The 23,237-nt window shown below is 68.4% G+C and carries 27 protein-coding genes; 18 read left to right on the top strand and 9 right to left on the bottom strand.

The window, feature by feature from the left end; genetic code table 11:
• Window positions 1-27: 27 nt before the first annotated feature.
• The 3 genes from ACWZJV_RS04720 to ACWZJV_RS04710 are packed head-to-tail and all read left to right on the top strand — an operon-like array spanning window position 28 to window position 3,037.
• Window positions 28-996 carry an SDR family NAD(P)-dependent oxidoreductase gene (locus tag ACWZJV_RS04720; RefSeq protein WP_008358004.1) on the top strand — a complete coding sequence of 323 codons (969 nt, stop codon included), beginning with the start codon at window positions 28-30 and terminating at the stop codon, window positions 994-996.
• Entirely contained in the window at window positions 993-1,427 is a 435-nt protein-coding gene (locus ACWZJV_RS04715; RefSeq protein ID WP_008358002.1) for an SRPBCC family protein, read from the top strand. The genes ACWZJV_RS04720 and ACWZJV_RS04715 overlap by 4 nt, the downstream gene beginning before the upstream one ends.
• The gene (locus ACWZJV_RS04710; RefSeq protein WP_008358000.1) at window positions 1,424-3,037 is read left to right on the top strand and encodes a phytoene desaturase family protein; all 1,614 of its coding nucleotides are present in this window, start codon (window positions 1,424-1,426) and stop codon (window positions 3,035-3,037) included. The genes ACWZJV_RS04715 and ACWZJV_RS04710 overlap by 4 nt, the downstream gene beginning before the upstream one ends.
• A 49-nt stretch (window positions 3,038-3,086) precedes the next feature.
• Here ACWZJV_RS04710 and ACWZJV_RS04705 read toward each other — a convergent pair whose 3' ends face one another.
• A complete protein-coding gene (locus tag ACWZJV_RS04705) occupies window positions 3,087-3,572 on the bottom strand; it encodes an FBP domain-containing protein (RefSeq protein WP_040755221.1) in 486 nt (161 codons plus the stop codon).
• Window positions 3,573-3,631: 59 nt separating this feature from the next.
• Between ACWZJV_RS04705 and ACWZJV_RS04700 the strand changes: the two genes are divergently transcribed.
• Window positions 3,632-4,243 carry a TetR-like C-terminal domain-containing protein gene (locus ACWZJV_RS04700; protein WP_457180388.1) on the top strand — a complete coding sequence of 204 codons (612 nt, stop codon included), beginning with the start codon at window positions 3,632-3,634 and terminating at the stop codon, window positions 4,241-4,243.
• A 151-nt stretch (window positions 4,244-4,394) separates the two neighbouring features.
• Window positions 4,395-4,973: a hypothetical protein gene (locus ACWZJV_RS04695; RefSeq protein WP_196873498.1), complete on the top strand. Its 579-nt coding sequence runs from the start codon at window positions 4,395-4,397 to the stop codon at window positions 4,971-4,973.
• A 16-nt stretch (window positions 4,974-4,989) separates the two neighbouring features.
• On the opposite strand, the gene ACWZJV_RS04690 is transcribed toward ACWZJV_RS04695, so the two are convergent.
• The 3 genes from ACWZJV_RS04690 to ACWZJV_RS04680 form a co-directional block, all read right to left on the bottom strand.
• Complete coding sequence (locus ACWZJV_RS04690) at window positions 4,990-6,939, bottom strand: caspase, EACC1-associated type (RefSeq protein ID WP_457180387.1); 1,950 nt, start codon at window positions 6,937-6,939, stop codon at window positions 4,990-4,992.
• A complete protein-coding gene (locus ACWZJV_RS04685; protein ID WP_008357995.1) occupies window positions 6,936-7,343 on the bottom strand; it encodes a hypothetical protein in 408 nt (135 codons plus the stop codon). The genes ACWZJV_RS04690 and ACWZJV_RS04685 overlap by 4 nt, the downstream gene beginning before the upstream one ends.
• A gap of 151 nt (window positions 7,344-7,494) precedes the next feature.
• Window positions 7,495-8,073 carry a carboxymuconolactone decarboxylase family protein gene (locus ACWZJV_RS04680; RefSeq protein ID WP_196873500.1) on the bottom strand — a complete coding sequence of 193 codons (579 nt, stop codon included), beginning with the start codon at window positions 8,071-8,073 and terminating at the stop codon, window positions 7,495-7,497.
• A 272-nt stretch (window positions 8,074-8,345) separates the two neighbouring features.
• Between ACWZJV_RS04680 and ACWZJV_RS04675 the strand changes: the two genes are divergently transcribed.
• Window positions 8,346-8,735: a hypothetical protein gene (locus ACWZJV_RS04675; RefSeq protein ID WP_307785563.1), complete on the top strand. Its 390-nt coding sequence runs from the start codon at window positions 8,346-8,348 to the stop codon at window positions 8,733-8,735.
• A 23-nt stretch (window positions 8,736-8,758) separates the two neighbouring features.
• On the opposite strand, the gene ACWZJV_RS04670 is transcribed toward ACWZJV_RS04675, so the two are convergent.
• Window positions 8,759-8,977: an imine reductase family protein gene (locus tag ACWZJV_RS04670; RefSeq protein WP_196873502.1), complete on the bottom strand. Its 219-nt coding sequence runs from the start codon at window positions 8,975-8,977 to the stop codon at window positions 8,759-8,761.
• Window positions 8,978-9,126: 149 nt separating this feature from the next.
• Here ACWZJV_RS04670 and ACWZJV_RS04665 point away from each other — a divergent pair, with 149 nt between their 5' ends.
• From ACWZJV_RS04665 to ACWZJV_RS04640, 6 genes are all read left to right on the top strand, one after another.
• Window positions 9,127-9,690: an NADAR family protein gene (locus tag ACWZJV_RS04665; RefSeq protein WP_040755037.1), complete on the top strand. Its 564-nt coding sequence runs from the start codon at window positions 9,127-9,129 to the stop codon at window positions 9,688-9,690.
• Window positions 9,691-9,817: 127 nt separating this feature from the next.
• On the top strand, window positions 9,818-10,678 hold the full coding sequence (locus ACWZJV_RS04660) for an alpha/beta fold hydrolase (protein WP_008357990.1): 861 nt from the start codon (window positions 9,818-9,820) through the stop codon (window positions 10,676-10,678).
• Window positions 10,679-10,889: 211 nt separating this feature from the next.
• Window positions 10,890-11,318 (top strand): hypothetical protein, encoded by a 429-nt coding sequence (locus tag ACWZJV_RS04655; RefSeq protein ID WP_008357989.1) that lies wholly within the window; start codon window positions 10,890-10,892, stop codon window positions 11,316-11,318.
• Between the two features lie 5 nt (window positions 11,319-11,323).
• Window positions 11,324-11,938 (top strand): hypothetical protein, encoded by a 615-nt coding sequence (locus ACWZJV_RS04650; protein ID WP_008357986.1) that lies wholly within the window; start codon window positions 11,324-11,326, stop codon window positions 11,936-11,938.
• Between the two features lie 235 nt (window positions 11,939-12,173).
• On the top strand, window positions 12,174-13,688 hold the full coding sequence (locus ACWZJV_RS04645; protein WP_008357984.1) for a HEAT repeat domain-containing protein: 1,515 nt from the start codon (window positions 12,174-12,176) through the stop codon (window positions 13,686-13,688).
• A 69-nt stretch (window positions 13,689-13,757) separates the two neighbouring features.
• Window positions 13,758-14,165 (top strand): hypothetical protein, encoded by a 408-nt coding sequence (locus ACWZJV_RS04640; protein WP_008357983.1) that lies wholly within the window; start codon window positions 13,758-13,760, stop codon window positions 14,163-14,165.
• A 26-nt stretch (window positions 14,166-14,191) separates the two neighbouring features.
• Here the strand turns inward: ACWZJV_RS04640 and ACWZJV_RS04635 are convergent, their stop codons facing one another.
• Window positions 14,192-15,076 carry an NAD(P)-dependent oxidoreductase gene (locus ACWZJV_RS04635; RefSeq protein ID WP_008357981.1) on the bottom strand — a complete coding sequence of 295 codons (885 nt, stop codon included), beginning with the start codon at window positions 15,074-15,076 and terminating at the stop codon, window positions 14,192-14,194.
• A gap of 87 nt (window positions 15,077-15,163) precedes the next feature.
• Here ACWZJV_RS04635 and ACWZJV_RS04630 point away from each other — a divergent pair, with 87 nt between their 5' ends.
• Complete coding sequence (locus ACWZJV_RS04630; protein ID WP_008357980.1) at window positions 15,164-15,547, top strand: winged helix-turn-helix transcriptional regulator; 384 nt, start codon at window positions 15,164-15,166, stop codon at window positions 15,545-15,547.
• Between the two features lie 6 nt (window positions 15,548-15,553).
• Here ACWZJV_RS04630 and ACWZJV_RS04625 read toward each other — a convergent pair whose 3' ends face one another.
• Window positions 15,554-16,471 carry an alpha/beta hydrolase gene (locus tag ACWZJV_RS04625; RefSeq protein ID WP_008357977.1) on the bottom strand — a complete coding sequence of 306 codons (918 nt, stop codon included), beginning with the start codon at window positions 16,469-16,471 and terminating at the stop codon, window positions 15,554-15,556.
• 80 nt (window positions 16,472-16,551) lie between these two features.
• Between ACWZJV_RS04625 and ACWZJV_RS04620 the strand changes: the two genes are divergently transcribed.
• Entirely contained in the window at window positions 16,552-17,109 is a 558-nt protein-coding gene (locus ACWZJV_RS04620; RefSeq protein WP_457180386.1) for a TetR/AcrR family transcriptional regulator, read from the top strand.
• Here ACWZJV_RS04620 and ACWZJV_RS04615 read toward each other — a convergent pair.
• On the bottom strand, window positions 17,079-17,933 hold the full coding sequence (locus ACWZJV_RS04615; RefSeq protein WP_008357973.1) for a helix-turn-helix transcriptional regulator: 855 nt from the start codon (window positions 17,931-17,933) through the stop codon (window positions 17,079-17,081). The genes ACWZJV_RS04620 and ACWZJV_RS04615 overlap by 31 nt on opposite strands.
• 158 nt (window positions 17,934-18,091) lie before the next feature.
• On the opposite strand from ACWZJV_RS04615, the gene ACWZJV_RS04610 reads away from it, so the two are divergent.
• Together ACWZJV_RS04610 and ACWZJV_RS04605 are read left to right on the top strand one after the other, a co-directional pair.
• Window positions 18,092-18,787: an SDR family NAD(P)-dependent oxidoreductase gene (locus ACWZJV_RS04610; RefSeq protein WP_008357971.1), complete on the top strand. Its 696-nt coding sequence runs from the start codon at window positions 18,092-18,094 to the stop codon at window positions 18,785-18,787.
• Between the two features lie 70 nt (window positions 18,788-18,857).
• Complete coding sequence (locus ACWZJV_RS04605) at window positions 18,858-20,327, top strand: peptide MFS transporter (RefSeq protein WP_008357968.1); 1,470 nt, start codon at window positions 18,858-18,860, stop codon at window positions 20,325-20,327.
• Between the two features lie 117 nt (window positions 20,328-20,444).
• Here the strand turns inward: ACWZJV_RS04605 and ACWZJV_RS04600 are convergent, their stop codons facing one another.
• Entirely contained in the window at window positions 20,445-21,797 is a 1,353-nt protein-coding gene (locus ACWZJV_RS04600) for an LPXTG cell wall anchor domain-containing protein (protein WP_196873505.1), read from the bottom strand.
• Window positions 21,798-22,216: 419 nt separating this feature from the next.
• Here ACWZJV_RS04600 and ACWZJV_RS04595 point away from each other — a divergent pair, with 419 nt between their 5' ends.
• Window positions 22,217-22,702, top strand: a complete 486-nt coding sequence (locus tag ACWZJV_RS04595) for a GtrA family protein (protein ID WP_196873506.1) — start codon at window positions 22,217-22,219, stop codon at window positions 22,700-22,702.
• A 24-nt stretch (window positions 22,703-22,726) separates the two neighbouring features.
• Complete coding sequence (locus ACWZJV_RS04590) at window positions 22,727-23,236, top strand: lecithin retinol acyltransferase family protein (protein ID WP_196873507.1); 510 nt, start codon at window positions 22,727-22,729, stop codon at window positions 23,234-23,236.
• Window position 23,237 lies beyond the last annotated feature (1 nt).

Below are 23,237 nucleotides of genomic sequence, written 5' to 3'. Positions count from 1 at the left end.
CGTCCTCCACGGGTACCGCCCCTGAGGATGTCGATCACTCTTGTCACCGGAGCGTCGAGCGGGATCGGCCTGGCGGTCGCGCGCCTCGCCGCCACCCGCGGGGACCACGTCGTCCTCGTCGCCCGGGATCGCGAGTCGCTGGACGTCGCTGCGAGCGGTTGTGCGCGGCTGGGGGCCGCATCGACCATGCTGCTGCCGCTCGACGTGGGGGACGACGATGCGGTGCGGGACGGCATCGGGGCGGTGCTCGACCGGCACGGGCAGCTCGACACGGTCATCCACTGCGCGGGAGTGGTGGCGCTGGGTCGCACCGAATCCCTACCACCCGAGATCTTCGAGGGCGTGCTGCGCACCAACCTCCTCGGCTCGGTCAACGTGGCACGTCAGGTGGTGCCGGTGCTGCGCCGACGGGGCAGCGGGACGCTGGTCCTGGTCGGTTCCGCGCTCGGCCACATCACGGCGCCCTCGATGAGTCCCTACGTCATCAGCAAGTGGGGCGTTCGCGCGCTGGCCTATCAGCTGCGCCTGGAGAACCGCGACCGACCTGACGTCGCGATCGTGTACGTCGCGCCGGCTGGCGTGGACACCCCGATCTATCGCCATGCCGCGAGTGTCATCGGTCATGAGGGCCGGCCTCCGCCTCCGGTCTCGAGCCCCGAACGGACAGCCCGGCAGATCCTGCGCCGGGTCGATCGCGGCCGTGGCCGGCCACAGCTGAGCCTGGCCGGCGAGGTGATACGGCTGGGGCATGCGCTGCCGCTTCTCCACGACCGGGTGGTCGCGCCGATCCTCGGGTTCCTGCTCACCGACCTGACCCGCCCCGTGGACCCGCATCCGGGCAACGTCCTGACCAGCATGAGAGGCGAGAACGCGATGCGCGGCGGCCGCGGGAACGCCGCCCTGGGAGTCGTGCGCAACCTGGCAGTCCGCATAACGCGCCGGGGGCGGGGTACCGCTACGTCCAGTGACCCCGAGCCGCCGAGGACGTCTCCATGAGCAGAAATCACAGGCTGGTCCACGCCTCACCTGAGCACGTGTGGGAGGTCCTCTCGGACGGTTGGCTGTACCCGCTCTGGGTGGTCGGCGCGTCTCGGCTGCGCGACGCCGACAAGGACTGGCCGAACGTCGGCTCTCAGCTGCACCACTCGGTCGGCGTCTGGCCGCTGCTGCTCGACGACAGCACCGAGGTGCTCGAGTGCGATCCCGGGAGCAGGCTGTTGCTCCGTGCGCGCGGGTGGCCCATCGGTGCCGCACACGTCGAGATCACGGTGGAGCCAGCAGGTGAGGACACCGAGATCGCGATCCGTGAGCAGGCCGTCGCAGGCCCGGGCGCACTGGTCCCAAGGCTGGTGCAGGATCCGCTTCTCACCTGGCGAAACGTGGAGGCTCTGCGGCGCTTGGCCTTCATCGTCGAACGCCGCCCATGAGTGAGGCCTCCTACGACGCGGTCGTCGTCGGTTCCGGGCCCAACGGCCTGGTCGCGGCCAACCTGCTCGCCGACAAGGGCTGGTCGGTGCTGGTGCTCGAGGCCCAACCCACCACAGGTGGAGCGGTACGCAGCTCCCAGGACGTCCACCCCGGCTTCATCCACGACACCTTCAGCGCGTTCTACCCGCTCGCGGCCGCCTCGCCCACCATCCGCGGCCTCGGCCTGGACGAGTACGGGCTGCGGTGGAGGCATGCTCCCGCGGTCCTGGGCCATCCCATGCAGGACGGCAGCTGGGCGCTGCTGCACCGCGACCGACACGTCACCGCAGAGCTGCTCGATGCCCAGCACACCGGCGACGGCGACGCGTGGTTGGAGCTGTGCGGTCTCTGGGACCACATCGGTGAACCCCTCGTCCACGCTCTGCTGACCCCGTTCCCGCCCCTGCGGCCCGGGGCCCACCTGCTCAACGCCCTACGTCGGGCAGGAGGCCTGGCGGCGGTGCGTACCCTGCTCACGCCGGCCGGAGACCTCGCACGCACCCACTTCGGGGGCGAAGCTGCGCGTCTGCTCCTGGCCGGCAACGCCGGACATGCCGACATCCCGTTGGACGCGCCGGGCTCCGGCACGATGGGACTTCTGCTCGCCATGCTGGGCCAGACTGTCGGCTTCCCTGTACCGGAGGGCGGTGCCGGCATGCTCGCCGCCGCGCTGGAGCGCCGCCTCCGTGAGCATGGCGGCGACGTCCGCTGCGGTGCCGAGGTCACCCGCCTCGGCGTCGAGGACGGTCGCGTCACCGACGTACGCACGCGTGACGGCGACCGGATCAAGGTCGACCGGGCCGTGATCGCCGCCGTCGCGGCACCCCATCTGTACGGCCAGCTCCTCGATCCCGCTGACGTGCCGCGACGGGTCGCGGCCGGCATGGAGAACTTCCAGCTGGACCCGGGCACGGTCAAGGTCGACTGGGCCCTGCGCAAGCCCATCCCATGGCTCACCGAACCCGCGTACGCGCCCGGCACCTTCCACGTCGCCGACTCGGTCGAGCAGATGACCGAGTCGTTGTCTCAGGTCTCCGCCGGCGTCATCCCCGATGCTCCGTTCCTCCTGGCAGGTCAGATGACCACCACCGACCCGAGCCGCTCGCCGGCCGGGACGGAGTCGGTGTGGGCCTACACGCACGTGCCGCAGACGGTGCTGCGCGATGCGGGGCCTGACGGGCTGCGCGGGCGATGGGACGAGGAGGAGTGCGAACGTTTCGCCGGCCGCATGCAGGCGCGCATCGAGCGGCTGGCGCCCGGCTTCGGCAGCGCCGTCGCCGCACGACGGGTGCTCGGGCCCCATGAGTTCGAAGCTCTCGACGCCAACCTCATCGGCGGCGCGATCGGTGGCGGCACCTCCCAGCTCCACCAACAGCTGGTCTTCCGACCGGTGCCGGGCACGGGGCGGGCGGAGACCGGCATCACCGGACTGTTCCTCGGGTCCGCCTCCGCCCACCCCGGCGGCGGCGTGCACGGGGCCGCCGGCAGCAACGCCGCTCGCGCCGCCCTCCTGCACGATCGCCTTCGGTGGCGTGGTCGTCGTCAGGCACGGTCGACAACGACCCGGTGACGGGCCGAGCTCGACGGCACGGCAGTCGCGAACCCCCGGCGTCAGGCCGCTACGCGGGCCGGAGCACCCGCGCCACGAATGAGTCGAGGTTGCCGAGCAGCCGGTCGACCTTCTGCTCGACACTGAGGGTCTCGTGGACGACCGGGGTGTCGAGCCTGCGCTTGTTGCGCGCCTTGAGGGAGCAGTCGAGGTCGGCGCAGATGTAGGTGCCGACCGAGTTGCCGTCCTGCCCGGAACGACCGGCGCGCGAGGCGACCAGCAGCGCGACGTCACCGACCGTCGTGCACAGCGCGCACATCGTCTTCCGCGGCCCTCGCGTCTCGCGTGAGGCCCGGAGAGCCACGCCGCAGAGCCTGCCGTCGTGCTCGGTGACGAGGTAGTGGTTCTGTGGCGCCTTCGGGTCCTGCCAGCCGAGGTAGTCGAGGTCGTCCCACGGCCGTTCGGCCAGGTCAGCAGGCATGTTGAGGCGCTTGGTCGCACCCTTGGTGAGGTTGACGAACGAGGAGCGTACGTCGGTCTCGGTCAGCGGCTTCATGCTCATCAGGCTAGGATTTCCTACAACTGTTAGGCAACTCGTTATTCAGGAGGTTGTTGATGGGACGTCCAGGGCTGAACCGGACCGCGGTGGTCGCGGCCGCCGCCGACCTCGCCGACGAGCTCGGCTTCGACGCCGTCACCATCTCGGTCCTCGCGCGCCACCTCGGCGTCAGGTCGCCGACCCTCTACTCCCACATCAGCGGAGCCGCCGACCTCCGCACCGCCGTCACCGCGTACGTCCTGGACGAGCTCGCCGACGCCACCAGCGCTGCCATGTCTGCGGGGGAGTCTCGCGACCTCCTCGTCGCCTACGCCAACGCCATCCGCGACTTCGCCCGACGCTCACCCGGCCGCTACGACGCCACCACCCGTCAACGCATCCCACCCGCCCCGGACTCGAGTTCCGCCCCGCCCTCGGTGGACGACGCGATCGCCGCCGGCCGCCGCAACGCGGATCTCGCCCTCGCCGTCGTCCGCAGCTACGGAGTGGCCGAGGCCGACGAGACGTACGCGGTCCGTCTGATGTCCAGCCTCATCCACGGCTACATCACCCTCGAGCTCGCTGGGACCTTCGCCCACAGTCAGCCGCCGAGCGAGACCACCTGGCCCGACGTCCTCGACGACCTCGACCGCACGCTCACGCGGATAGCGACGGGGCGACGTCTCTGACCGCGACGCGAGTGCCGCCTGCGGCGAATCTATACCCCGGAACGGGGATCTACTTCTCGGGCAGCCAGGCGGATACTTCGAAGTAGCTGCCCGGCCGATCTCGGCACCCGGAGTCTTCGGCCGCAGCTCACCAGAAGGCGGAGGTGGCGCTATGCGCCGGATTCTCTTGGCGTTGACACTCTGCGTCGGCCTGCTGATCGCCGGCAGCCCCCACGCCTCTGCGGTCCCCACCGACCTGGACTCGTGCCCGACGGACAGGCCGACGTTGTACGACGTGACCATCGGCAACACGAACGTGGCGGACTTCGCCAGCGACGGCCATGTCTGGGCTCTCGACTCGTATCTCCAGCATGTCCAGGTGTGGAAGATCGGTCAGAAGCACTACTGCTTCCGCATCGAGTACGACGGCACCTGGACCAGCTTCGCGGGCGTCAGCCCGGGCGGCACCGGAACGATCAGCGAGGGCCTCACCGGCACCTTCTACGGCCTGCGGATCCTCCGGCTGACCGGCGAGTTCAACCCGCAGTATCCGCTCAGCGGCCACGTCGCCGACTTCGACTGGCAGTGCCAGGCGGACGGCACCTGCACCGGGCTGCGGCCCTCGCCCGCCATGTACTTCTCCCCCATCACCAACGCCAACATCACCTGGTCCGAGTTCCACGCCACCAGTGCCGCCAACGGCACCTGGCACGACACGACGTACGGCTACTCCGGCGACATCACGGACTGAGTCTTCTCAGACGTGGTCAGGTCGTGCCGGACCCTGCGCCGCCCCGTGTCGGCGACTGCTGGACCTGCCAGGCAGCGAAGGCGGCCAGCAGACCCCCGGCGATGCCGACCCACCCGGCCGGACCCACTTCGCCCTCCTCGCCGATCGCCTGCCAGGCGGCGATGACGACCCCGACGTAGTGGAGTGCGGTGAGGGCACCGGCAGAGATCAGGACGGCGGTCGCGAACCGACGCCGGGAGGAAAGAAGTAGCGTGCCGAAGGCCAGGCAACCGACCGCGGCGGCCGGCTCGAAGATGTATTCGGCGCTCGCGCCTTCCTCGACCTCGGTCCAGTACGAGCTGAAGCCGTCGTAGGGGATGAACAGCGCCACGGTGGCCAGTCCGGCGCCCACCATGGCCGATACGAGCCAGACGGGCTCGACAGGACCGAGGTCGCGGTCCCTCGACGACACGCTCGAGCACGCCCGGCCTGCCACGACAGCCCCCACTCCGCCGCACACGACGAGAAGACTCAGGCCGACACCGACGCCGCCGATGTCCTCGAGGGAGAACTTCACCAGTCCGAGGCCGGCGGCGCTCATGAGGACCCCGACCACGATGAACAGTCCGGATGCGTCGGCCGAGGCCAGCTGCTGGCGGCGGAGCCGGCCCGCAGCGAGGAGGAGAGCGAGGGCGGCAAGCGCCACCTCGAACGGCGTGACCACCGCGAACGAGTTCCACGACGTCGGCGCCTCGGCCAGGAACGGCAACGGAATCGCAGCCAGGAGCGCCACGGCAGCTGTCGATGCGGCGGCCGACACCCATGCGGAGGGCCGGGGCTCGGTAGCTGCCAGCGGCCGCGGGTTGTGCTCGCGCTCGCGATCGGGCTCGCGATCGGGCTCGCGATCGGGCTCGCGCGCGACAGCGGCTTCGGGCACCGGTGCGGGTGTGGCTGGGGTGTCTGGTACGGGCGGCGCGACTGTCGGCTGCTCCGGGGCGGCGGGTGGCGGTGGGGGCGACGTCTCGACGGGCCTGCAAGCTCGTTCGGCCGAACCTCGCACGACGCGCTGCGTGTCGTGCTCGGCCATGTCCTCCAGCGCCATCCGGGCAGCGGCGGCGCGATCGGAGTCCTCGTCGTCCAGCAACGCGGCCAGCTCCTCCACCGCCCCGAGACGTACGTTGGTGAACGGGCTCGAGATGGCAGCACGCAGGTCGGCCAGCACGTCCGCCGGTTCGGGCGGGCGGTTGCTGCGGGCGATGTAGAAGTCCCCCTGAACGTCGAAGACCCACTTGCCCGGAGTCTGCGACGGCGTGACGTTCCGCACCCGGTCGAAGGCGAAGTCGTACAGCTCGTCGACCGACACGAAGCCGTCACGGTCCCGGTCCGCCTCGCCGGTGGCCAGACCCTCGACCAGAGCCGAGGTGAACACCGACGGTTTGCCCTGGCCGGCAAGCTGGTCGCCCTCGAACGAGTACTCCATCGCGCTCGACGCCGTCAGCACGATCCGCCCGCGGCCGTCGAAACGCTCCATGATGTCCATGCGCTCGTCGCCGCGATTCATCATCCCGCGCGCGAACGCGCCGCTGTAGCAGCAGTCCAGGAGCAGCACGATGCGCCGGGATCGACTCTTCGTCATCTGTCTGTTCACGTAGTCGGCGGGCAGGGACGTCGCGTCCAGGTGGTCGACCTCGGTGTCGGGCGTAGCGAAGTAGAGCCTCCCGTCCTCATCCTTCACCCCGTGGCACGACAGGTGCAGCAGGAGGAGATCGTCAGGCCCGCGGTCATCGAAGAAGCTCGAGACCTTGCGCCGGACCACGTGCTCCGGCTCGTTGAGCGACACCTCGACCTCGAAGCCTCCGATCTCGGCGTTCCGGAGCACGCCTGCCAGCTGCTCGGCGTCGGTGGCGGGCGCGCGAAGCCTGCTCAACCGCTGGTCGTGGTAGGTGTCGTTCGCCACCACCAGCGCGCTGCGCCGCCCCGTGGTCATGGCACCGGTGAGGAAGCAGGCGGGTCCGGCTCCCCTGACGCGTGCAGGGCTGCGACGAACTCATCGATGAGTCGATCCTGCTGCTCCCGCGACGCCGAGTCGATCTTGAGTGTCTGGTCGCCGATGGTGAGCTCGACCGCGTGGGCTCCGCGAGCAGAGGACATCCACCCGCGTATCGCCCCCACGATGGCGGTCACGGCGACCAGGGGCTCCTGGAAGGCCACGATCAGCACCCCGATCGCCGCGATGTCGATGCCACGGGTGCCGGCAGGCGCCTCGCCCGCGCTCGCGCGCTCGACATCATCGACGCCGAGGTCCAGCAGCTCCCGGCGCAAGACCGAACTGAGCTCCTCGAGACGCTCCACATCAGGATCGTGGATCGTGATGGTCATCTGGCGACTCATCCTCGGCTCCTCGCTTCAATACTCCCCCTACCGCCAGTGTCCTCCCGGACCGAGGGCTCGTCAGCGGTTTTCAGCGACATGATCAGGCCTTTCAAGTCGGGCCAGCACCGCTCGTGACACCTTCCTGGTGCGGCCAACCGAGTCATCCCCGTCAACCGGGCGCACGTCCCCAGGTGATGACCGTGCGTACGGCTGGATCGAGGGCGTCGGCGAGGGTGATGTCCGGCCGGGCGCCGAGAGCGCCGTTGATGCTGGAGAAGGCCGTGCGCAGCCCTGCGTAGATGGTCAGCGCCACGATCTGTGGCTCGCTGAACCCCGCGTCACGCAGACGCTCGATGTCTCGCGGTGTGCTGCTGCCGGGGGAGCGGGCGACGGTGCGTGCCCAGGCGGCCAGCGCGTGTTCGCGTTCGCTGAAGGGTTCCTCGTCGCCCGTGAGTGCGGCGATCGCAGTCTTTGGGTCGGACCAGGCGCTCAGGCGTTTGCCCCACGCGACAGCGCAGTAGGAGTCACCGACAGCCACGGCCTGGGCGATCACGATCATGGCTTTGTCGCGCAGTGTCAGTCCTGCCGCGTCGGCCGTGGCGTCGAACAGTCGCTGGAGCTGCTCCTTCATCTCCGGCTGATGTGCCCACACGCGGGTGAGGTCCCAGACATAGCCGTCGTCGGCGAGGTCTTCGGCGTACAGCTCTTCCTGGCCGGCGCTCGGCGCAGGTTCCTCCAAGAAAGTCACGAGCCCAGAACATCGGCGGCCGATTTACCCTGTGCCGAATTGGTGCCGTACGTCCCCGGTGTTGGGGATGGGAGTCAGGTCTCAGGCTCGCGGGCGATCCGCACGGTCGTGACGAGCCGTTGGCGTTGCGGCCACCGCGCCCGAACTCGGACTGGCCGAATCTGCCTGACGAATCTGCTAATCGAGTGGCATCTGACCGGTCGCGTGCATGACGATGACTATCCCGGTCCAGCATGGTCGAAGGAGGGAACGGCATTAGTCGGACCTCGTTCGTGAGTAAGCTTCGGGACCAGGTCATTCGACCGCTGATTCACAGCGCGCTGGTGGAGCAAGAGATCCCCGAGGTCACTGTCGCGGTCGTGGTCGGCACGGAGTTCGAGAGCTCTCTCCGGGACCGGGGGAACCGCATTGGACGTATCCCGAGGATGGGCACGAGTACGTATGGGCTCACGTCATATCAGCCCACGAACGCGGGAGCTGGGTGGCGGTTGGGGCGCTTAGAGGATCTCCATGATCCAGCGGTGCTGGTTGATGCGCTCCGGCAGTTGGGCTCGGATCTCGAGGACTGGGTGTGTGAGACGACATTCGCGTGGGGCGAGGAGCGCCATGCCCGGGTTCCGGAGATTCGAGACCTGCCTGAATGGTTGATCGCCGGTGACTGAGGGTGCAGGCGCCGGCGTTCACCTCAGACGTACGGCCGGATGGCGTCGATGATGCGCGACCAGTTCTCTGCGCCGTGGCTACGGGAGCGGGCCCAGGTGTAGTGGGCCTGGACGGCGCGGGGGAGGTCGGTGTCGATGCCGGCGGCCTCGCTGGCCTCGACGAGGTGGTCGGCGGTCGCGCCCATCATGGTGACGGTGATGAGGTGGCCGGGGTGGCGGCTGGCCTCGAGCTGGTCACCCATGACTTACGCCGCGTGGCCGAGCTCCGCCTTGGCTTGCCCGCCGTCAGAGCTGGCGAACGGACATTCGTTCGTACGACTTCCGACCTCAGAGTTGGGATCTCGGAGAAACACGGATGCTGGCAGCCGTTGATCGTCGGTACCGTGCGCCGGTGGAGACCGAACAGGCGCTGCGAGCGCGAAGTGTAGAAGAGCTCGTGGCTGCGTACGAGGCCGGCGAGCGTCCCCGATACGTCCACTTCTGGGGCCACACGCCAAAGGGGCCTGGTGTGGGCATGCACGTCTTAAGTCAGTGGTGGCCGAAAGTCTTCGCAGACGCTGATGGGCGGAGCTTTGCAAGCGCTGAGCATTACATGATGTGGCGCAAGGCCGTCCTCTTCGGTGATGACCGCACCGCTGCAAGGATCCTCGACGCTGCCAGCCCTGGGGCAGCGAAGGCACTCGGGCGCGAGGTCTCAGGCTTCGAGGATGAGGTGTGGCTCGAGCACCGCTGGCGGATCGTGGTCGAGGGGTCGACGCTCAAGTTCGGTAGCGACCCGGCGCTGCGCGACTACCTTCTTGCAACTCGCGGCCGGGTGCTGGTCGAGGCGTCTCCGCGCGACCGGATCTGGGGTATCGGCCTGGGAAAGAGCTCCCCGTACGCCGAGGAGCCAGCACGCTGGAACGGTCTGAACCTGCTCGGGTTTGCCTTGATGGAGGCCAGGAACCGGTTGTGAGGCCCTCGTCGATCGCTTCGGAACTTGGCACGGGGCGAGCAACGCCATGCCCGGCGCACGGAGCCTGATGGCCTGACGGATTGCCGTAAGGAATGGCAGCATAAGCACCCCGTCACCAGGAGGCCTCATGCCCACCGCAGCCACATTCGTCTCGCCGACCGACGGCACTGTTCTCGCAACCCGGACATGGGGAGCGGAGCTGTCGGCGCCGCGTGGCGTTGTCCAGATCGCCCACGGGATCGCCGAGCACGGGCAGCGTTACGACCGGCTCGCTCGGGCTCTCGTCGGGGCTGGGTACGTCGTGCGGGCGGTCGATCACCGCGGTCACGGCGGGTCCGTCGCGTCGGCCGACCAGCTCGGCCACTTCGAGTTCGAGGCGCTGGTGGCTGACGTCGCGGCCCTGGGTGCGTCGCTGCGCGAGGAGTTCTTCGGGATCCCGGTGTTCCTGGTCGCGCACTCGATGGGGTCCTTTGCGGCGCAGACGGTGATCGTGGACCGGTCCGACCTGTACGACGGTGTGGTGCTGTCGGGCTCGACCGCCCTCGACGTACTCGCTGGTGCGCTCTCGAGCGCCGAGGGTCCGGCCGGGCTGGAGGCGTTCAACGCCGGGTTCGAGCACCGGACCGGGTACGAGTGGCTCTCGCGCGACGAGGCCGAGGTCGATGCGTACGTCGCAGACCCGTTGTCCGGCTTCGATCTGCCCGACACCGCCGTGCCTCAGCTGTTCGCCGGCGCCGAGCGTCTGGCGGACCCGGCAGCCATTAGTCGGATCCGCCCCGATCTGCCGATTCTCGTCGTCTCCGGCGACGCCGACCCGCTTGCCGGAGGTGGCGCCCTGGTCGAGCTGCTGGGGCAGCGTTATCGCGAGGCCGGACTGAAGGATGTGACGGTGACGCTCTACCCCGGGGCGCGCCACGAGATCTTCAACGAGACCAACCGCGATGCGATCACCGCCGACGTGATCGACTGGCTCACGGCTCATTCCTGACTGTCGTGAGGGCGGCCTCCTTGCGGGGGGCCTCCCCGCGACAGCTCACCCCCGGCCGTAAGGCCGGATGGCGTCGATAATCCGTGACCAGTTCTCCGCGCGCCGTAGCCGCGGGAGCGGGCCCAGGCGTAGCGGGCCCGGGCGCCGGCGGGGTCAGTGTCGATGCCGACGGCATCGCTGGCCTCGAGGAGGCAGTAGGAGCCATCTTCGGGTGTACGAGATCGCCGGCGCGTCATCGCCGGGAGGATGGCCGGACTGGGTGCGCCAGCAGCCCGTTCAGCCGCGTCTGTCGGTTGTGGATCCGGTTACAGTCACCTCCGTGCCGGACGGATCCAGCAATACGTGGAAGCTCATGGAGAAGACGGAGGTCGTTGGCCTTCTCACCGTGACAGGGAGCGACTTCCCGTGGCTGGAGGGCGCCTTCGTCCCATCCGCTGGGTTCGACAAGTGGCGGGCGGTCTTCGCCGAAGAGAGCAGGCTCGTTGAACACGAGAACTTGGAGGAGACCGACGAGTACGACGCGTGGGAACTGCTCGTCGAGCAGATCACCGGGGCCCTGAACATGGTGGACCCACAAGGACAAGTGGTCGAAGAGTTCCTGCTCCACATCGACGGCGCTCATGCCAGTTGGCGTTGGTGAGCCCGATGGTGACAGACATCTACGGCGGTATCGAGATCCGTGATCCCTGGCCAGACGACGCGAATCAGGGTTGGATCAAGGCGATCGACCTGTTTCCTCTATTGGAAGACGGAGGACCCGCCGGCGCCTACCCGGCGTACGCGTTCCTGTTCGGCGTCCGAAACGAGTACGGGTTCAGCCCGATCGCCGAGGCGAGGGGATTACCTGCGGACGTCGCAGCATCGACACGGGAGTACCTCCAGCCGGAGTTGGACTATGGCCAGTTCGTCGTGTCGTGGCTGCTGTGGTCTGAGGTAAAGGACCTTGATCTCGATGGACCGTTCGGGCACATCGCCGGCCAGTTGGAGTGGAACGACGGGGCGTCGTTCTGGATCTCCAGGTTGATTCCAGCGGAGGTCGAAAGCGGAGTGCTCGCATTCGCGGGCGAACCGGCGTCGTCGCTGAATCTTGCCGAGGCGACGACATGGCAACACAACGGGGTCACGTACAGGTATCGACCGATGACTCTCGGGAGCTATTTCGGCGATGGGACACCGTGGGGGCATGTGTTCGCGGTCATGAGTGCTCTCGCCGGCAGGTTCGGCGATGAGGGCGTACGCCTAGTAGCGGGGTTTGACTGACATGCGAACGAACAAGGGTGCCGCCTGCTGACCATGCAGCCGACTCACGCCGAAACTCCGATGCGGGCGGCGACATGGGTCGGCAAAGGGGCATGGCTCCTCGGCAGGTAGCGGCTGTTCGTCGAGCGGATAGCGGGCAGTTGAGCGGGAGCACCTGGCGGTGATAGACGGGTTCCTCGCGGGGAAGCTGAAACCTGATGGCACGACACATCCGCGATCGGCGAGGATCAGCGCCATGTCTCTGACCTATCCCGAAGCATTCGACCTCGCGACTGCTGTGTCCCAAGCGATCGTGAAGGACGTCGGTGACCGGGATGAACTGCGCTCGACGCTGAGTTCGCTCTCGGGCAGAGAGTGGCTTGTGCTGGATCAGGCGGCACGGTCCTACCGCCATCCGACGACCCCGGTCTCTGGCCTCCGAGGTTGGCTGGACGAGTGCCTGAACGAACCCGACGGGTTCGTTGCTGCGGTGACGAGCATGCATGTTGACGGACGGTTCAGGGAACGGGCGACACGGGCGCTGGGCGGGGTCGCAGGGCCTCTTGCGGCTGCGGCTCTTGGCGTACGTCTCCTCGATCACGTCCCTCAAGTTCGTCAGGCTGCCGCGGAGTCTCTCCAGTACGCCGACATGGTGGAGCATCTGGATCGCGTGATGGACGTCGTTCTCGCCGGACGCGAGAGGCGCTTCGGCAGCCACGCCATCGAGCTTGTGGAGTCGCGCGTGCGCTCTGAGGTGGGGGAGGAGACGCTGGCGACGATGCTCATGGCGTCGCCCCTGATGCGGGTAAGACGGCGCGGCGTCGAGATGGCGCATGGAATCGGCCTGCTGCCGGTTGAGCGGCTTCGTGAGATCGCGCGTACCGAGACGGATCAGCTGGTCCTGGCCTGGTGTGCCGAGTGGCTGTTTGCCTCCAGGGAAGTGACGGACCTTGTCGATCTACTCGATGCTCGATCCGCGATGATCCGACAGGTTGTCGTGCTGGCCGTTGCGGACGACGACCTGACTGATGAGCGTCTGCTTGCGTTGGCAGTCGACCGGGTTCCGCGAGTTCGCGAGTCGGCTCGCTTCCGCGCGCGCAGGCGCGGTCTCGACGTCGCCGGCTGGTATCGAGCGCAACTGCAGCAAGACCTTCCGGGCCGTACCCAGGCCGCCGTCCTGGACGGGCTCCTTGCTGTCGGCGACGCAGCAGCAGACCTGCCGAGATTCGTCGGCGCGCTGACTAGTTCACGGCCCCGCGTGCGTGAGGTCGCCGTCCGAGCAGTCGCCCTCTGGGCGGGCCGCGACGAGGTACTTCGACTCTTGCCCGCGCTCCTCACAGATTCCAGCGGTCGGGTGTCCTCGGCCGCCGCACGTGCCCTCGGTCGGCTCGGGGCACCCGTCCGGATGGCGTCGGACGCATGGGCATCGGAACTTCGGTCGAACCGTCGCGCCGCGTGGCTCTTGGCGCGCTCCAACGGCGGTTGGGATCAGGTCGAGGCAGATCTCAGGCTCGCTGTAGACCAAGATGCTGAACTGGCCGGCCTCGGGCGCGCGCAAGTGTCGAACTGGTTGGAGGTCCGCGCAGCGACAACCTGGCAGCCGATGAGCGCTGAGCAGCGAGCCCGAATTGCTGCACTGCTGGAGATGTGGGACGGACAACCAGGCGCGAAACGTGCCATCGCCTTTCATGCTGGACTCAAGACCGAGGTTTCAGAGGACAACTACGACGACGGCGTGGCGGCACAGAAGTGGTGGTGGCGGCGTCGTTGACGTCTCGTCGCATGTGCGAGAAGAGCATGTGACGTCGTCTCCTGACCAGCTGGTGGAAGGAGTGAAGGCATGAGTCGGACCTCGTTCGTGAGCAAGCTTCGGGACCAGGTCATTCGGCCGCTGATCCAGAGCGCGCTGGTGGAGCAGGAGATCTCCGAGGTCACCGTCGCGGTCGTGGTCGGTACGGAGTTCTACAACTCGCTCCAAGACCCCGAGGAGCGTTGGACCTATCCCGAAGACGGGCACGAGTACGTCTGGGCGTACGTCACCTACCTGCCCACAAACGAGCGTTCTGGCTGGCGGTTGGGGCGCTCGGAGGACCTTCACGATCCGATCGAGTTGGTGAATGCGCTCTGGCAGCTGGGCTCGGACTTCGAGGACTGGGTGTGCGAGACGACGTTTGCGTGGGGCGAGGAGCGCCATGCCCGGGTTCCGAAGGTTCGAGATCTGCCTGAGTGGCTGACCGCCGGCGCCTGAGGGTCGCTCAGGCGCCGGTGAGCACCTCAGACGTACGGCCGGATGGCGTCGATGATGCGGGACCAGTTCTCCGCGCCGTACCCACGCGAGCGGGCCCAGGAGTAGTGGGCCTGGACGGCGCGGGGGAGGTCGGTGTCGATGCCGGCGGCCTCGCTGGCCTCGACGAGGTGGTCAGCGGTGGCGCCCATCATCGTCACGGTGCTGAGGTGGCCGGGGTGCTTGCCCGCCTCGAGCTGGGCGCCGAGGTCCTCGCCGGCGGCGAGCATCGGCGGGATTCCGGCGAGGGTCTGCATGAGCTCGGGCAGAGCAGCCGAAGGCTTGATGCCGCCCGTCTCCAGCAGCGCGACGGCGTGGAGGAGCGAGGAGAGTGAGGTCAGGAAGATGTCCAGGTTGGCCTGGTACATCAGTTGCGCGAGCCCCGGATCCTCGCCCAGGTAGCGGACCGACCCGATGCGGGCCAGCGCGTCCTGGTGCAAAGACAACACGGAGGCGGGGCCGCTGACATAGACGTACGCATCGGGCGTCCCGACCATCGGGGCCGGGACCATCACGCCGCCGGTGAGGAAGTGCGCGCCGCGCGCGGCAACCCAGGCGGCACCCTCACGCGTCCCGTCCGGCGACTCGGAGCCGAGGTTGACGATCGTGCGTCCCTCGAGCTCGTCGGTGGCGGAGTCGAGCACCTCGTACATCGCCTGGTAGTCGGTCAGGCTGAGGATGACCAGGTCGCTCGCCGCGACGGCCTTCGCCGGCGAGTCCGCCAGCTGGGCGCCGGCGGCGACGACCTCGTCGGCTCGCGAGGCCGTGCGGTTCCATACGGTCACCGGATGCCCGGCGGCGAGCAGGCTGTGGACCATCGCCTGACCCATGGGGCCCAGGCCGATAACGGTGACGGCGGTGAGAGGTTGATTCATGAGGACAATCCTCGGCCTTTACGTACGATAGCGGGAGTACCCACTATTTCCTGGGGTACTTACCAGAAGGTGAGTGAGGAGAACCCGATGGCGAAGGCGCCCCGAAACGGCCCCTACATCTGCGGCATCGACGCCGCGCTCGACGTGGTCAGCGGCAAGTGGAAGGGGCTGATCCTGTGGGAGCTCGACAACTACGGCGTACGCCGCTTCGCGGAGCTCCGCCGCGGCCTGCCCGGCGTCAGCGAGAAGATGCTGACCCAGCACCTGCGCGAGATGGAGCAGGACGGGCTGGTGCACCGGGAGGTGTATGCCGAGGTGCCGCCGCGGGTGGAGTACTCGCTGACCGAGCACGGACGCAGCCTCAACGCCGCGCTCGGGCCGCTGGGACGCTGGGGCATGGACCGTATCGCCCGCGAGCGCACCGAGCTGGTCGAGCACCGCGACGCCGAGATCCTGCCCCGACCGTCGTAACCGGCCTCAGGCCGAGACCGGCACGTGCTCGCGCAGGAACGCGAGCTGGTCGGCGATCACGGTGCTGAAGAGCGGCTCGACATACGGGTCGAAGTGGCCCCCGGGGTAGACACGTACGGTCGCGTCGGCCATGCGCGCAGCCGTCTCCTCCGCGACATGGCGAGGGGTGATCGCGTCCGACTCGACGATCTGGACCAGAGCAGGGCAGGTGACTCCGCGGGCCCATCGCCTCGGGGAGTACAGGCCGATCTTGAGCACGATCCGTGCGGCCACCTCGACGGGGTAGTCGCCGTTCTCGAGCCCGGACTCGGAGATGAGCGTGTCCATGCCGGGCAGCGCGTCGGGAGTGGTCATCACGGCGGTCTCCCCGGGTCGGCCTGCCGCGTCGACGTACACAGGCCCTCGCCTCGTCCAGGCGCTGATCTGGTCGCGGATGCCGGCCATCCCGACGCGCAGGCTGGGAACGAGGCCGGTCGCGCGGACGGCTGCGGGGCCGCTGACGTGCGGGACCTGGGCGATGATCGCCGCGAGCGGCTCGCCCTGTCCGGCGAGGCTGATGACGTGGCCGCCGGAGAAGGACGTACCCCAGGCGACCACGCGCTCGGCGTCGACCCCGGGAAGGCTGCGGGCGTAGGCCAGCGCTGCCCGCCAGTCCTGGTGCTGCATCGCCACGTCGAGCAGCTGGCGGGGCGTGCCGGCGCTCTCGCCGAAGCCGCGGTAGTCGAAGACGGCGACTGCGTAGCCCGCGGCGGCGAACTCCTCGGCGTAGGCATACAGCCGCAGGGCGCGGACGCCTCCGAACCCGTGAGCCATGACGATCACCGGGACGGGCACCGGCTGCCCGGACGGCCGGTAGACACGTACGGCGCACTCGACGCCCTGGGACGGGAAGGTCCCTTCGGACCAGGTGAAACGGTCGTTCACGGAGGACTCCCGGGCTCGTCTTGAATGGCGTGCAAGAAAGGTACGCGTCTTCTAGAACGGCAGTCAAGATAAGATTGCGTATGCCTCGAAACCGCAGACCCCAGGATCGTGAGGAGAAGCGGCAGGAGATCGTCCACGCCGCGGCGACTCTGTTCACCGAGGTCGGCTACGACGAGACGTCGACGACGAAGATCGCGACGGCCGCCGGCGTGACGACCACGACGATCTACTGGTACTTCGCGGACAAGGACGCGCTTCTCGTCGCCGTCCTCGATCATGTTCTCGAAGCGGCGCTCGCCGAGGCCGCTCTCCACTCACGACGTCCGTGGGCCGATCAGGTTCTCTGGGCCATCGATCGGTTGGAGAAGTATCGGCGGCTCGTCACGGTGGTGCATGCGCGCGCTTCGACCTCTGAGTCCATCGGCGCCTGGCACGACGAGTTCCACCGCCTTGTCGACTCGATGATGGTCGAAGGATTTCGGGCTGCCGGTGTCCCGGAGAGCGATGTGGGCGCGATGACGAAGATCGGTGTCTTCGTGGTCGAGGGTCTCCTGATGCACCCGCAGTCCGAGCAGGATCGTCGGGCTGTCGTCACCCTCCTCACGGATCAGGCCCGTCGGGGCTCCACCTCGTCCTGACGGGTAGGAAGCCCCGCGGAGGCCAGCAGAGCCAGCTTCTCCGCGTCGGGTGAGCCGGCGTCGGGGTGGTAGACGACGAGCATCAGGTCGTCGGTGCCGTTGATCGTCAGCCGCTCCCGGTTGAGGGTGAGCTCGCCGACCTGCGGATGGTTCATCTTGATCGGGGCGCCGGTCTGGGCGCGTACGTCATGGCGTGCCCAGAGCTGCCGGAACCGTGCGCTGGCCAGGGAGAGCTCGCCGATGAGCTCGATGAACCGAGGGTCGTCGATGTCGGTGCCCACCGCCTGGCGCAGGTTGCCGACGAAGCACTCCGTCATCGACTCCCACTCCGGGTGGAACTCCTGCTGGCTCGGGTCGAGGAACTGGTCGCGCAGCTGGTTGCCGCCCGGCGCGAGCCTCGGCGAGAGCGCGCGGGCGAGACTGTTGGCCGCGAGGATGTCGAAGTAGCGCCCCTCGATGAACGCGGGCTGCACCATCGAGTCGAGCAGCTTGAGCGCCCCGGGCGGGACGGTCTCCTTGCGTCGGCGTGGCCGACGGCGGCGGGGAGCCTCCGCGACCAGCGACATCATGTGGGCGGTGTGGTCGTCGTCGAGCTGGAGCACGCGGGCGATCGACTCGAGCACCTGCGCCGACGGGTTGCGGTCGCGGCCGCGCTCCAGGCGCAGGTAGTAGTCCGCGCTGATGCCGGCCAGCATCGCGACCTCCTCGCGGCGCAGCCCGGGGACGCGACGTACGCCCATGGCGGGGATGCCCGCCGCCTCGGGCGTCACCAGCGCCCGCCTGGCCTGGAGGAACGCGCCCAGCGGGTTCGTCGCCTCGCTCATCTCTGCCACCTCATGCCTCCAGCCTAGGTCGGCCCCGAGCGGACAGAGGGGGTCCTGTCAGGCCCCGGTCTGACCAGGACTCTGGGTGGACCCGGCCGGCGTGCCTAGCGTCGAAGACGGGCCCGACCGGGCCGTCTGTCGAAAGGGAAGAACACGCAATGACCGTCGCACTCATCACCGGCGCCAACAAGGGCATCGGCTTCGAGACCGCCCGCCAGCTCACCGAGGCCGGCTACGACGTCTACCTCGGCGCACGGGACGTCGAGCGAGGAGAGAAGGCCGCGGCCGAGCTCGGCGCGCGCTTCGTACAGCTCGATGTCACCGACGACGCCTCCGTCACCGCCGCTCTGGCGACCGTCGAGGAGGCCGAGGGGCGCCTCGACGTACTCGTGAACAACGCCGGTGTCCTCGTCGCCGAACCGCTCGACGGCCCGACCGCGCTGCGGGTCTTCGACATCAACGCGGTCGGGATCGTACGCGTCACCGAGGCCGCCCTGCCGCTGCTGCGCCGCTCGGAGGACCCACGCGTGGTCAACGTGTCCAGCAGCATGGGCTCGTTCTGGGCCAACACCACGCCCGGCCGGGTCGAGCAGGGGATGTTCCTGCCGCTCTACGCCGCATCCAAGGCCGCCGCCAGCATGCTGACGGTCCAGTACGCCAAGGCGTACCCCGACATCAGGTTCAACGCCGTCGAGCCAGGTCCCACGGCCACCGACATGACCGCCGGCTTCGGCATCGACGACATCGCCGGCCCGCCTGCGGAGAGCGCGAAGATCGTCGTACGCCTCGCCACGCTGGACCTCGACGTCCCCACCGGAACACTCCAGGACAAGGACGGCGAGCTCGCGTGGTAGTGGTCACATCCGGCGGTTATCGGCCGTTCGCGATTTGGGCGGGGGAGCGGAGCCTTGTGAACCTGAGGTAATGAGCCAACTGAAAAGTGAGACCACCGCCGGCGATCCCGGCGAGCGGTCTTTCCTCGGCCAGCCGCGCGTCCTCGCCAACCTGTTCGGCGTCGAGCTGTGGGAGCGGTTCAGCTTCTACGGCATGCAGGGCATCCTGGCGATCTACCTCTACTACTCCGCGGCCCAGGGCGGCCTCGGGATCAGCGAGACGGTCGCGCTCGGGATCGTCGGTGCGTACGGCGGTGCGGTCTACCTCTCGACCATCATCGCGGCCTGGATCGCCGACCGCCTGCTCGGCGCGGAGCGAACGCTCTTCGCCTCCGCCTGCCTGGTCGTCCTCGGCCACCTCGGCCTCGCGCTGATCCCCGGGATCGCCGGGGTCGGCGTCGGGCTCGTCCTGATCGCGCTCGGCTCGGGCGGCGTGAAGGCCAATGCGTCCTCCCTCGTCGGCACCCTGTACGCCGCCGATGACGAGCGCCGCGACGCCGGCTTCTCGCTCTTCTACCTGGGCATCAACCTGGGCGCCCTGGTCGGTCCGCTGCTGACCGGGCTGCTGCAGAAGCAGTGGGGCTTCCACTTCGGCTTCGGTCTCGCCGCGGTCGGGATGATCCTCGGTCTGGTGCAGTACGCCGTGGGCCGCCGCGCGCTGCCTGCCGCGAGCCGCGTCGTCCCCAACCCGCTTCCCGCCGCCGAGCGTGGCCGTTGGATCGGCATCGCGGTCGCCGCGGTGGCGCTCATCGTGGTGCTCTGCCTGACCGGCGTCATCACCGCGCCGCGCCTGGCCAACATCGTGATCGGCATCAGCATCGTCGCCGCGGTCGCGCTCTTCGCCGTCATCCTTTCCAGCCGGCTGATCTCCTCGGTCGAGCGGAGCCGGGTGTGGGCGATGGTGCCGCTCTTCGTGGCCAGCGCCGTCTTCTGGTCGCTCTACCAGCAGCAGTTCACCGTCATGGTGGTCTACTCCGACCAGCGCCTGGACCGCGACATCTTCGGCTGGGAGATGCCGGTCTCCTGGGTCAACTCGATCAACCCGGTCTTCATCATCCTGCTCGCCGGCGTCTTCGCCGCCCTGTGGACCAAGCTCGGCTCCCGTCAGCCGTCGACGCCGGTGAAGTTCGGTCTCGGCACCATCTTGATGGGGCTGGCGTTCTGGGCGTTCCTGCTGATGCCGAGCGGTGCGCACTCGGTGCCGCTGATCGGCCTGGCGTTCATCCTGCTGCTCTTCACCCTCGCCGAGCTGCTGCTCTCGCCGGTCGGCCTGTCCCTGGCCACCAAGCTCGCCCCGCAGCGCTTCCAGACCCAGATGATGGCGCTGTTCTTCCTCTCGGTCGCGCTCGGCACCGCGATGTCCGGCCGCCTGGCCGAGTTCTACGACGTCTCCAACGACAGCGGGTTCTTCTGGTGGGTCGGCCTCGCCTCCGTCGTCGTCGGAGTGCTCCTGCTCGTCGGCAACCGGCCCATCCGGCGGCTGATGGCCGGCGTGCACTGATCTCTGCGGCGTACGCGTCCGAAGGTGTGTTCCGGGCGAACGAAAATTCGTTCGCCCGGAACAGCGGCCACCCGGCCGCGGGGGCCTCACCCGAGTCATGCCCGCCTGGAAGGTGGGTCAGGCGTTCTTCCGGCGACGGGTGAGGAAGGTCCCGATGCCCCCGATGCCGGCGAGCAGCCCGCCGACGGCGAGAAGCGCTCCGTTCGGACCGCCCGTGTTCGGCAGGTTCCCGGTCAGGCCGGCATCGATCCGCGTCGGGACCTCGGAGTCTGCCTTGGTGCCGGCGACCTTGGTGCTGGCGACCTTGGTGCTGGCGTCCTTGGTGCTGGCGTCCTTGACGACGGCCGCGCACTTCTCCGACGTGTCGGTCTTGGTCTCGTAGACAGCCGGGACGACGACCGTGACCGAAGAGGCTGGCGTGTCCACCACGGTGACGTCAGAGGCCGGGCTGTCCTCCACCGTACGGGTGTCGACCAGGTCCCAACCCTCAGGCACCTCGGCGGTCCAGGATGCGTCGGCCAGGTTCGTGGTCGGCTCACCGTCCTCGACGAAGTAGAGCGTGACGTCGGGGTCGGTGTAGGCCTCCTTCGTGATCACGGTCTGCTCGTACTGCTCGCCGATCTGGGACAGGTTCAGGGGGTTGTCCTCGCCGTCCTGACCGTCCTCATCGGCAGGGGTGCCCGACGTGGTGGTCCAGGCGGTGAAGTGGTCCCACTGCCACGGGCCGAAGACGGCAGGAGTGGCCTCTTCGACCACGATGGTCTCGGTCCAGGCTTCCTTGTCGACGACGGTCTCGGTCCAGGCCTCCTTGTCCACGATGGTCTCGGTCCAGGCCTCCTTGTCCACGACCGTCTCGTCCCACGCCTCCTGGTCCACGACGGTGACGGTCTCGGTCAGGTCGCCCTCGGCGAAGCGGACCCAGCCCTTGTCGCCGTGCTCGTCCTCGCCGTTCCAGTTCGGCGTGCTCAGGTAGCGGACCTTCCCGGTCTCCTTCTGCCTGTAGGCGTAGCCACGGTCCCTGACGCGAGTCTCCTCGTGGGTGACCGCCTCATGGTGGACGACGTGGGTCTCGGCCGGGTGCTCGACGGTGTGGGTCTCGGCCGGGTGCTCGACCGTGTGGGTCTCAGCCGGGTGCTCGATGGTGTCGGTCACCGCGTCGGTGCCGGGCGTGTAGGTCCGGGTGTAGACCGAGTTGCGGAACTGGTTCTCGGTGAGGGCCTCGTGGCTCTCGCCGAGGACCACCTTCGAGAAGCGGGACTCCTCGTGGGTCACCGCGTCGGTGTGCTCCACATGTGTGACCGCAGGTGTGACGGTGGTGGTCTTCTTCTCGTCGGCGACCTTGACCTGAGAGGTCACGGTGGTCGTCTTGCAGTCCTGAGCGGCCTGAGCACCCGGGGCTGCCACGACGGTGGCCACTCCGGCAACGGCTACAGCCGCGAGGCCGATCTTGGTGGAGCTGTGCATGGTCATGGGTTCGTTCCTTCATGGGTTCATGCCTGCGGTGGGCAGGCAGGGCTGAGCTACCCGGGACCGGGCGGGCGGCCGCGGATGTCTGCCGGGGTCGGCCTGAGCCGATCTCGGGTGGAATCGCGGGGACCTCTTGAAACCGAGGAGCAAGTGCGGCGTGTGGGCCGCCTCGGCGAGGCCTGTGAGAGGAGGGTCTCCCGGCGCTGTCTCAGCGGGTTGCGGGAGTTCTCCCCACATACCCAACATTGGGGTAGACGGGACTTTCGACCCCCTTGTTCCCGGGCCCTGCTTGGGACCAGGTCGGGTGGTATCCACACACCCCATCCAGCGGCTGATGGCTCGCGGCACCGACCCGTCGTTGTGTCTGCCCGTACGTTAAAAGTGCAGGCAGTCGGGCCATTCGAGTCGGTAGCATCGTAAAGGTGACCACCGCAGCGAGCTGGAGAAGCCAGGCGCTTCGGCTGCTCGGCGAGGTGGTCCGGTTCATGGCGGTGGGCGGTCTGGCCACCGCTGTCTCGTTCGTGGGCTTCAACGCGCTGGCCCACGGCCTGCTCTTCGGCGCGGCTCCGCTGCGGAGCCATCCGATCGTCGCGTACGTGGTGGCCAACGTTGTCGCCGGAATCGTGGCGTACGTCGGGATGCGGCTGTGGGCCTTCCGGGAACGCGAGGCGCGCGATCAGACGACCGGTGTGATCAGGTTCTTCGTCCTCGGTGCGCTCACGATGGCCATCCCCGTCGTGTGCCTGTGGATCAGCCGCTACGTCCTGGGGCTGTCCAGCCCCCTCGCGGACAACCTGTCGGCCAACGTGATCGGGCTCGGGATCAGCACCGCGACGCGATTCTGGGTGTTCCGACGGTTCGTGTTCAACGAGCCCGTGGTTCGCGAGCCGTGGCGGCCTGTGGCGTGATGACCCGAGAAGGCAGGTGCTTCCGTGGCACGTGGTGACCACATCTTCGTCCACAGGGGTCGGGGTCGCTACTACACGCACCACGGCATAGATGGCGGTGACGGCACCGTCATTCACTACACGGGCACGGCGGCCACCGGCCGGCGCGTCGAGAGGAGCTCGCTCGAGTCCTTCGCCGATGGCGGCGAGATACTTCTCCGCACCTATCGAAGCCGACTGCCGGCGGACGAGATCATCAGCCGGGCTGAGTCCCGGCTCGGAATGAGTGGCTACCACCTGGTCAGGAACAACTGCGAGCACTTCGCGACGTGGGCCTCCACCGGCTCGGCCGCGAGTCGGCAGGTGCGCAGCTGGGCGGTGGCGGCGCCCGGGGCAGTCGCCTCCCTCGCCATGGCCCAGGCTGCCGGAATCCATCTGATCGTCCTGGGCACCGTGAGCATGTGTGCCTACGCCCTGCGGGGCCTGTGGCACCGTCGCAGCGGGTCACGGACGGCGGCCCTGCGCGTCGACGTCGACCGAGACTGCGCCGCCTGAC

Source organism: Nocardioides sp. WG-D5 (assembly GCF_054031175.1).
This window is presented reverse-complemented; position numbering and strand designations above follow the sequence as displayed.

Coding starts and splice junctions, on each gene's coding strand:
- ACWZJV_RS04720 (WP_008358004.1), top strand. CDS start 28: ATGTCGATCACTCTTGTCACCGGAGCGTCGAGCGGGATCGGCCTGGCG.
- ACWZJV_RS04715 (WP_008358002.1), top strand. CDS start 993: ATGAGCAGAAATCACAGGCTGGTCCACGCCTCACCTGAGCACGTGTGG.
- ACWZJV_RS04710 (WP_008358000.1), top strand. CDS start 1,424: ATGAGTGAGGCCTCCTACGACGCGGTCGTCGTCGGTTCCGGGCCCAAC.
- ACWZJV_RS04705 (WP_040755221.1), bottom strand. CDS start 3,572: ATGAAGCCGCTGACCGAGACCGACGTACGCTCCTCGTTCGTCAACCTC.
- ACWZJV_RS04700 (WP_457180388.1), top strand. CDS start 3,632: ATGGGACGTCCAGGGCTGAACCGGACCGCGGTGGTCGCGGCCGCCGCC.
- ACWZJV_RS04695 (WP_196873498.1), top strand. CDS start 4,395: ATGCGCCGGATTCTCTTGGCGTTGACACTCTGCGTCGGCCTGCTGATC.
- ACWZJV_RS04690 (WP_457180387.1), bottom strand. CDS start 6,939: ATGACCACGGGGCGGCGCAGCGCGCTGGTGGTGGCGAACGACACCTAC.
- ACWZJV_RS04685 (WP_008357995.1), bottom strand. CDS start 7,343: ATGAGTCGCCAGATGACCATCACGATCCACGATCCTGATGTGGAGCGT.
- ACWZJV_RS04670 (WP_196873502.1), bottom strand. CDS start 8,977: ATGGGTGACCAGCTCGAGGCCAGCCGCCACCCCGGCCACCTCATCACC.
- ACWZJV_RS04660 (WP_008357990.1), top strand. CDS start 9,818: ATGCCCACCGCAGCCACATTCGTCTCGCCGACCGACGGCACTGTTCTC.
- ACWZJV_RS04650 (WP_008357986.1), top strand. CDS start 11,324: ATGGTGACAGACATCTACGGCGGTATCGAGATCCGTGATCCCTGGCCA.
- ACWZJV_RS04645 (WP_008357984.1), top strand. CDS start 12,174: ATGTCTCTGACCTATCCCGAAGCATTCGACCTCGCGACTGCTGTGTCC.
- ACWZJV_RS04640 (WP_008357983.1), top strand. CDS start 13,758: ATGAGTCGGACCTCGTTCGTGAGCAAGCTTCGGGACCAGGTCATTCGG.
- ACWZJV_RS04635 (WP_008357981.1), bottom strand. CDS start 15,076: ATGAATCAACCTCTCACCGCCGTCACCGTTATCGGCCTGGGCCCCATG.
- ACWZJV_RS04630 (WP_008357980.1), top strand. CDS start 15,164: ATGGCGAAGGCGCCCCGAAACGGCCCCTACATCTGCGGCATCGACGCC.
- ACWZJV_RS04620 (WP_457180386.1), top strand. CDS start 16,552: ATGCCTCGAAACCGCAGACCCCAGGATCGTGAGGAGAAGCGGCAGGAG.
- ACWZJV_RS04615 (WP_008357973.1), bottom strand. CDS start 17,933: ATGAGCGAGGCGACGAACCCGCTGGGCGCGTTCCTCCAGGCCAGGCGG.
- ACWZJV_RS04610 (WP_008357971.1), top strand. CDS start 18,092: ATGACCGTCGCACTCATCACCGGCGCCAACAAGGGCATCGGCTTCGAG.
- ACWZJV_RS04605 (WP_008357968.1), top strand. CDS start 18,858: ATGAGCCAACTGAAAAGTGAGACCACCGCCGGCGATCCCGGCGAGCGG.
- ACWZJV_RS04600 (WP_196873505.1), bottom strand. CDS start 21,797: ATGACCATGCACAGCTCCACCAAGATCGGCCTCGCGGCTGTAGCCGTT.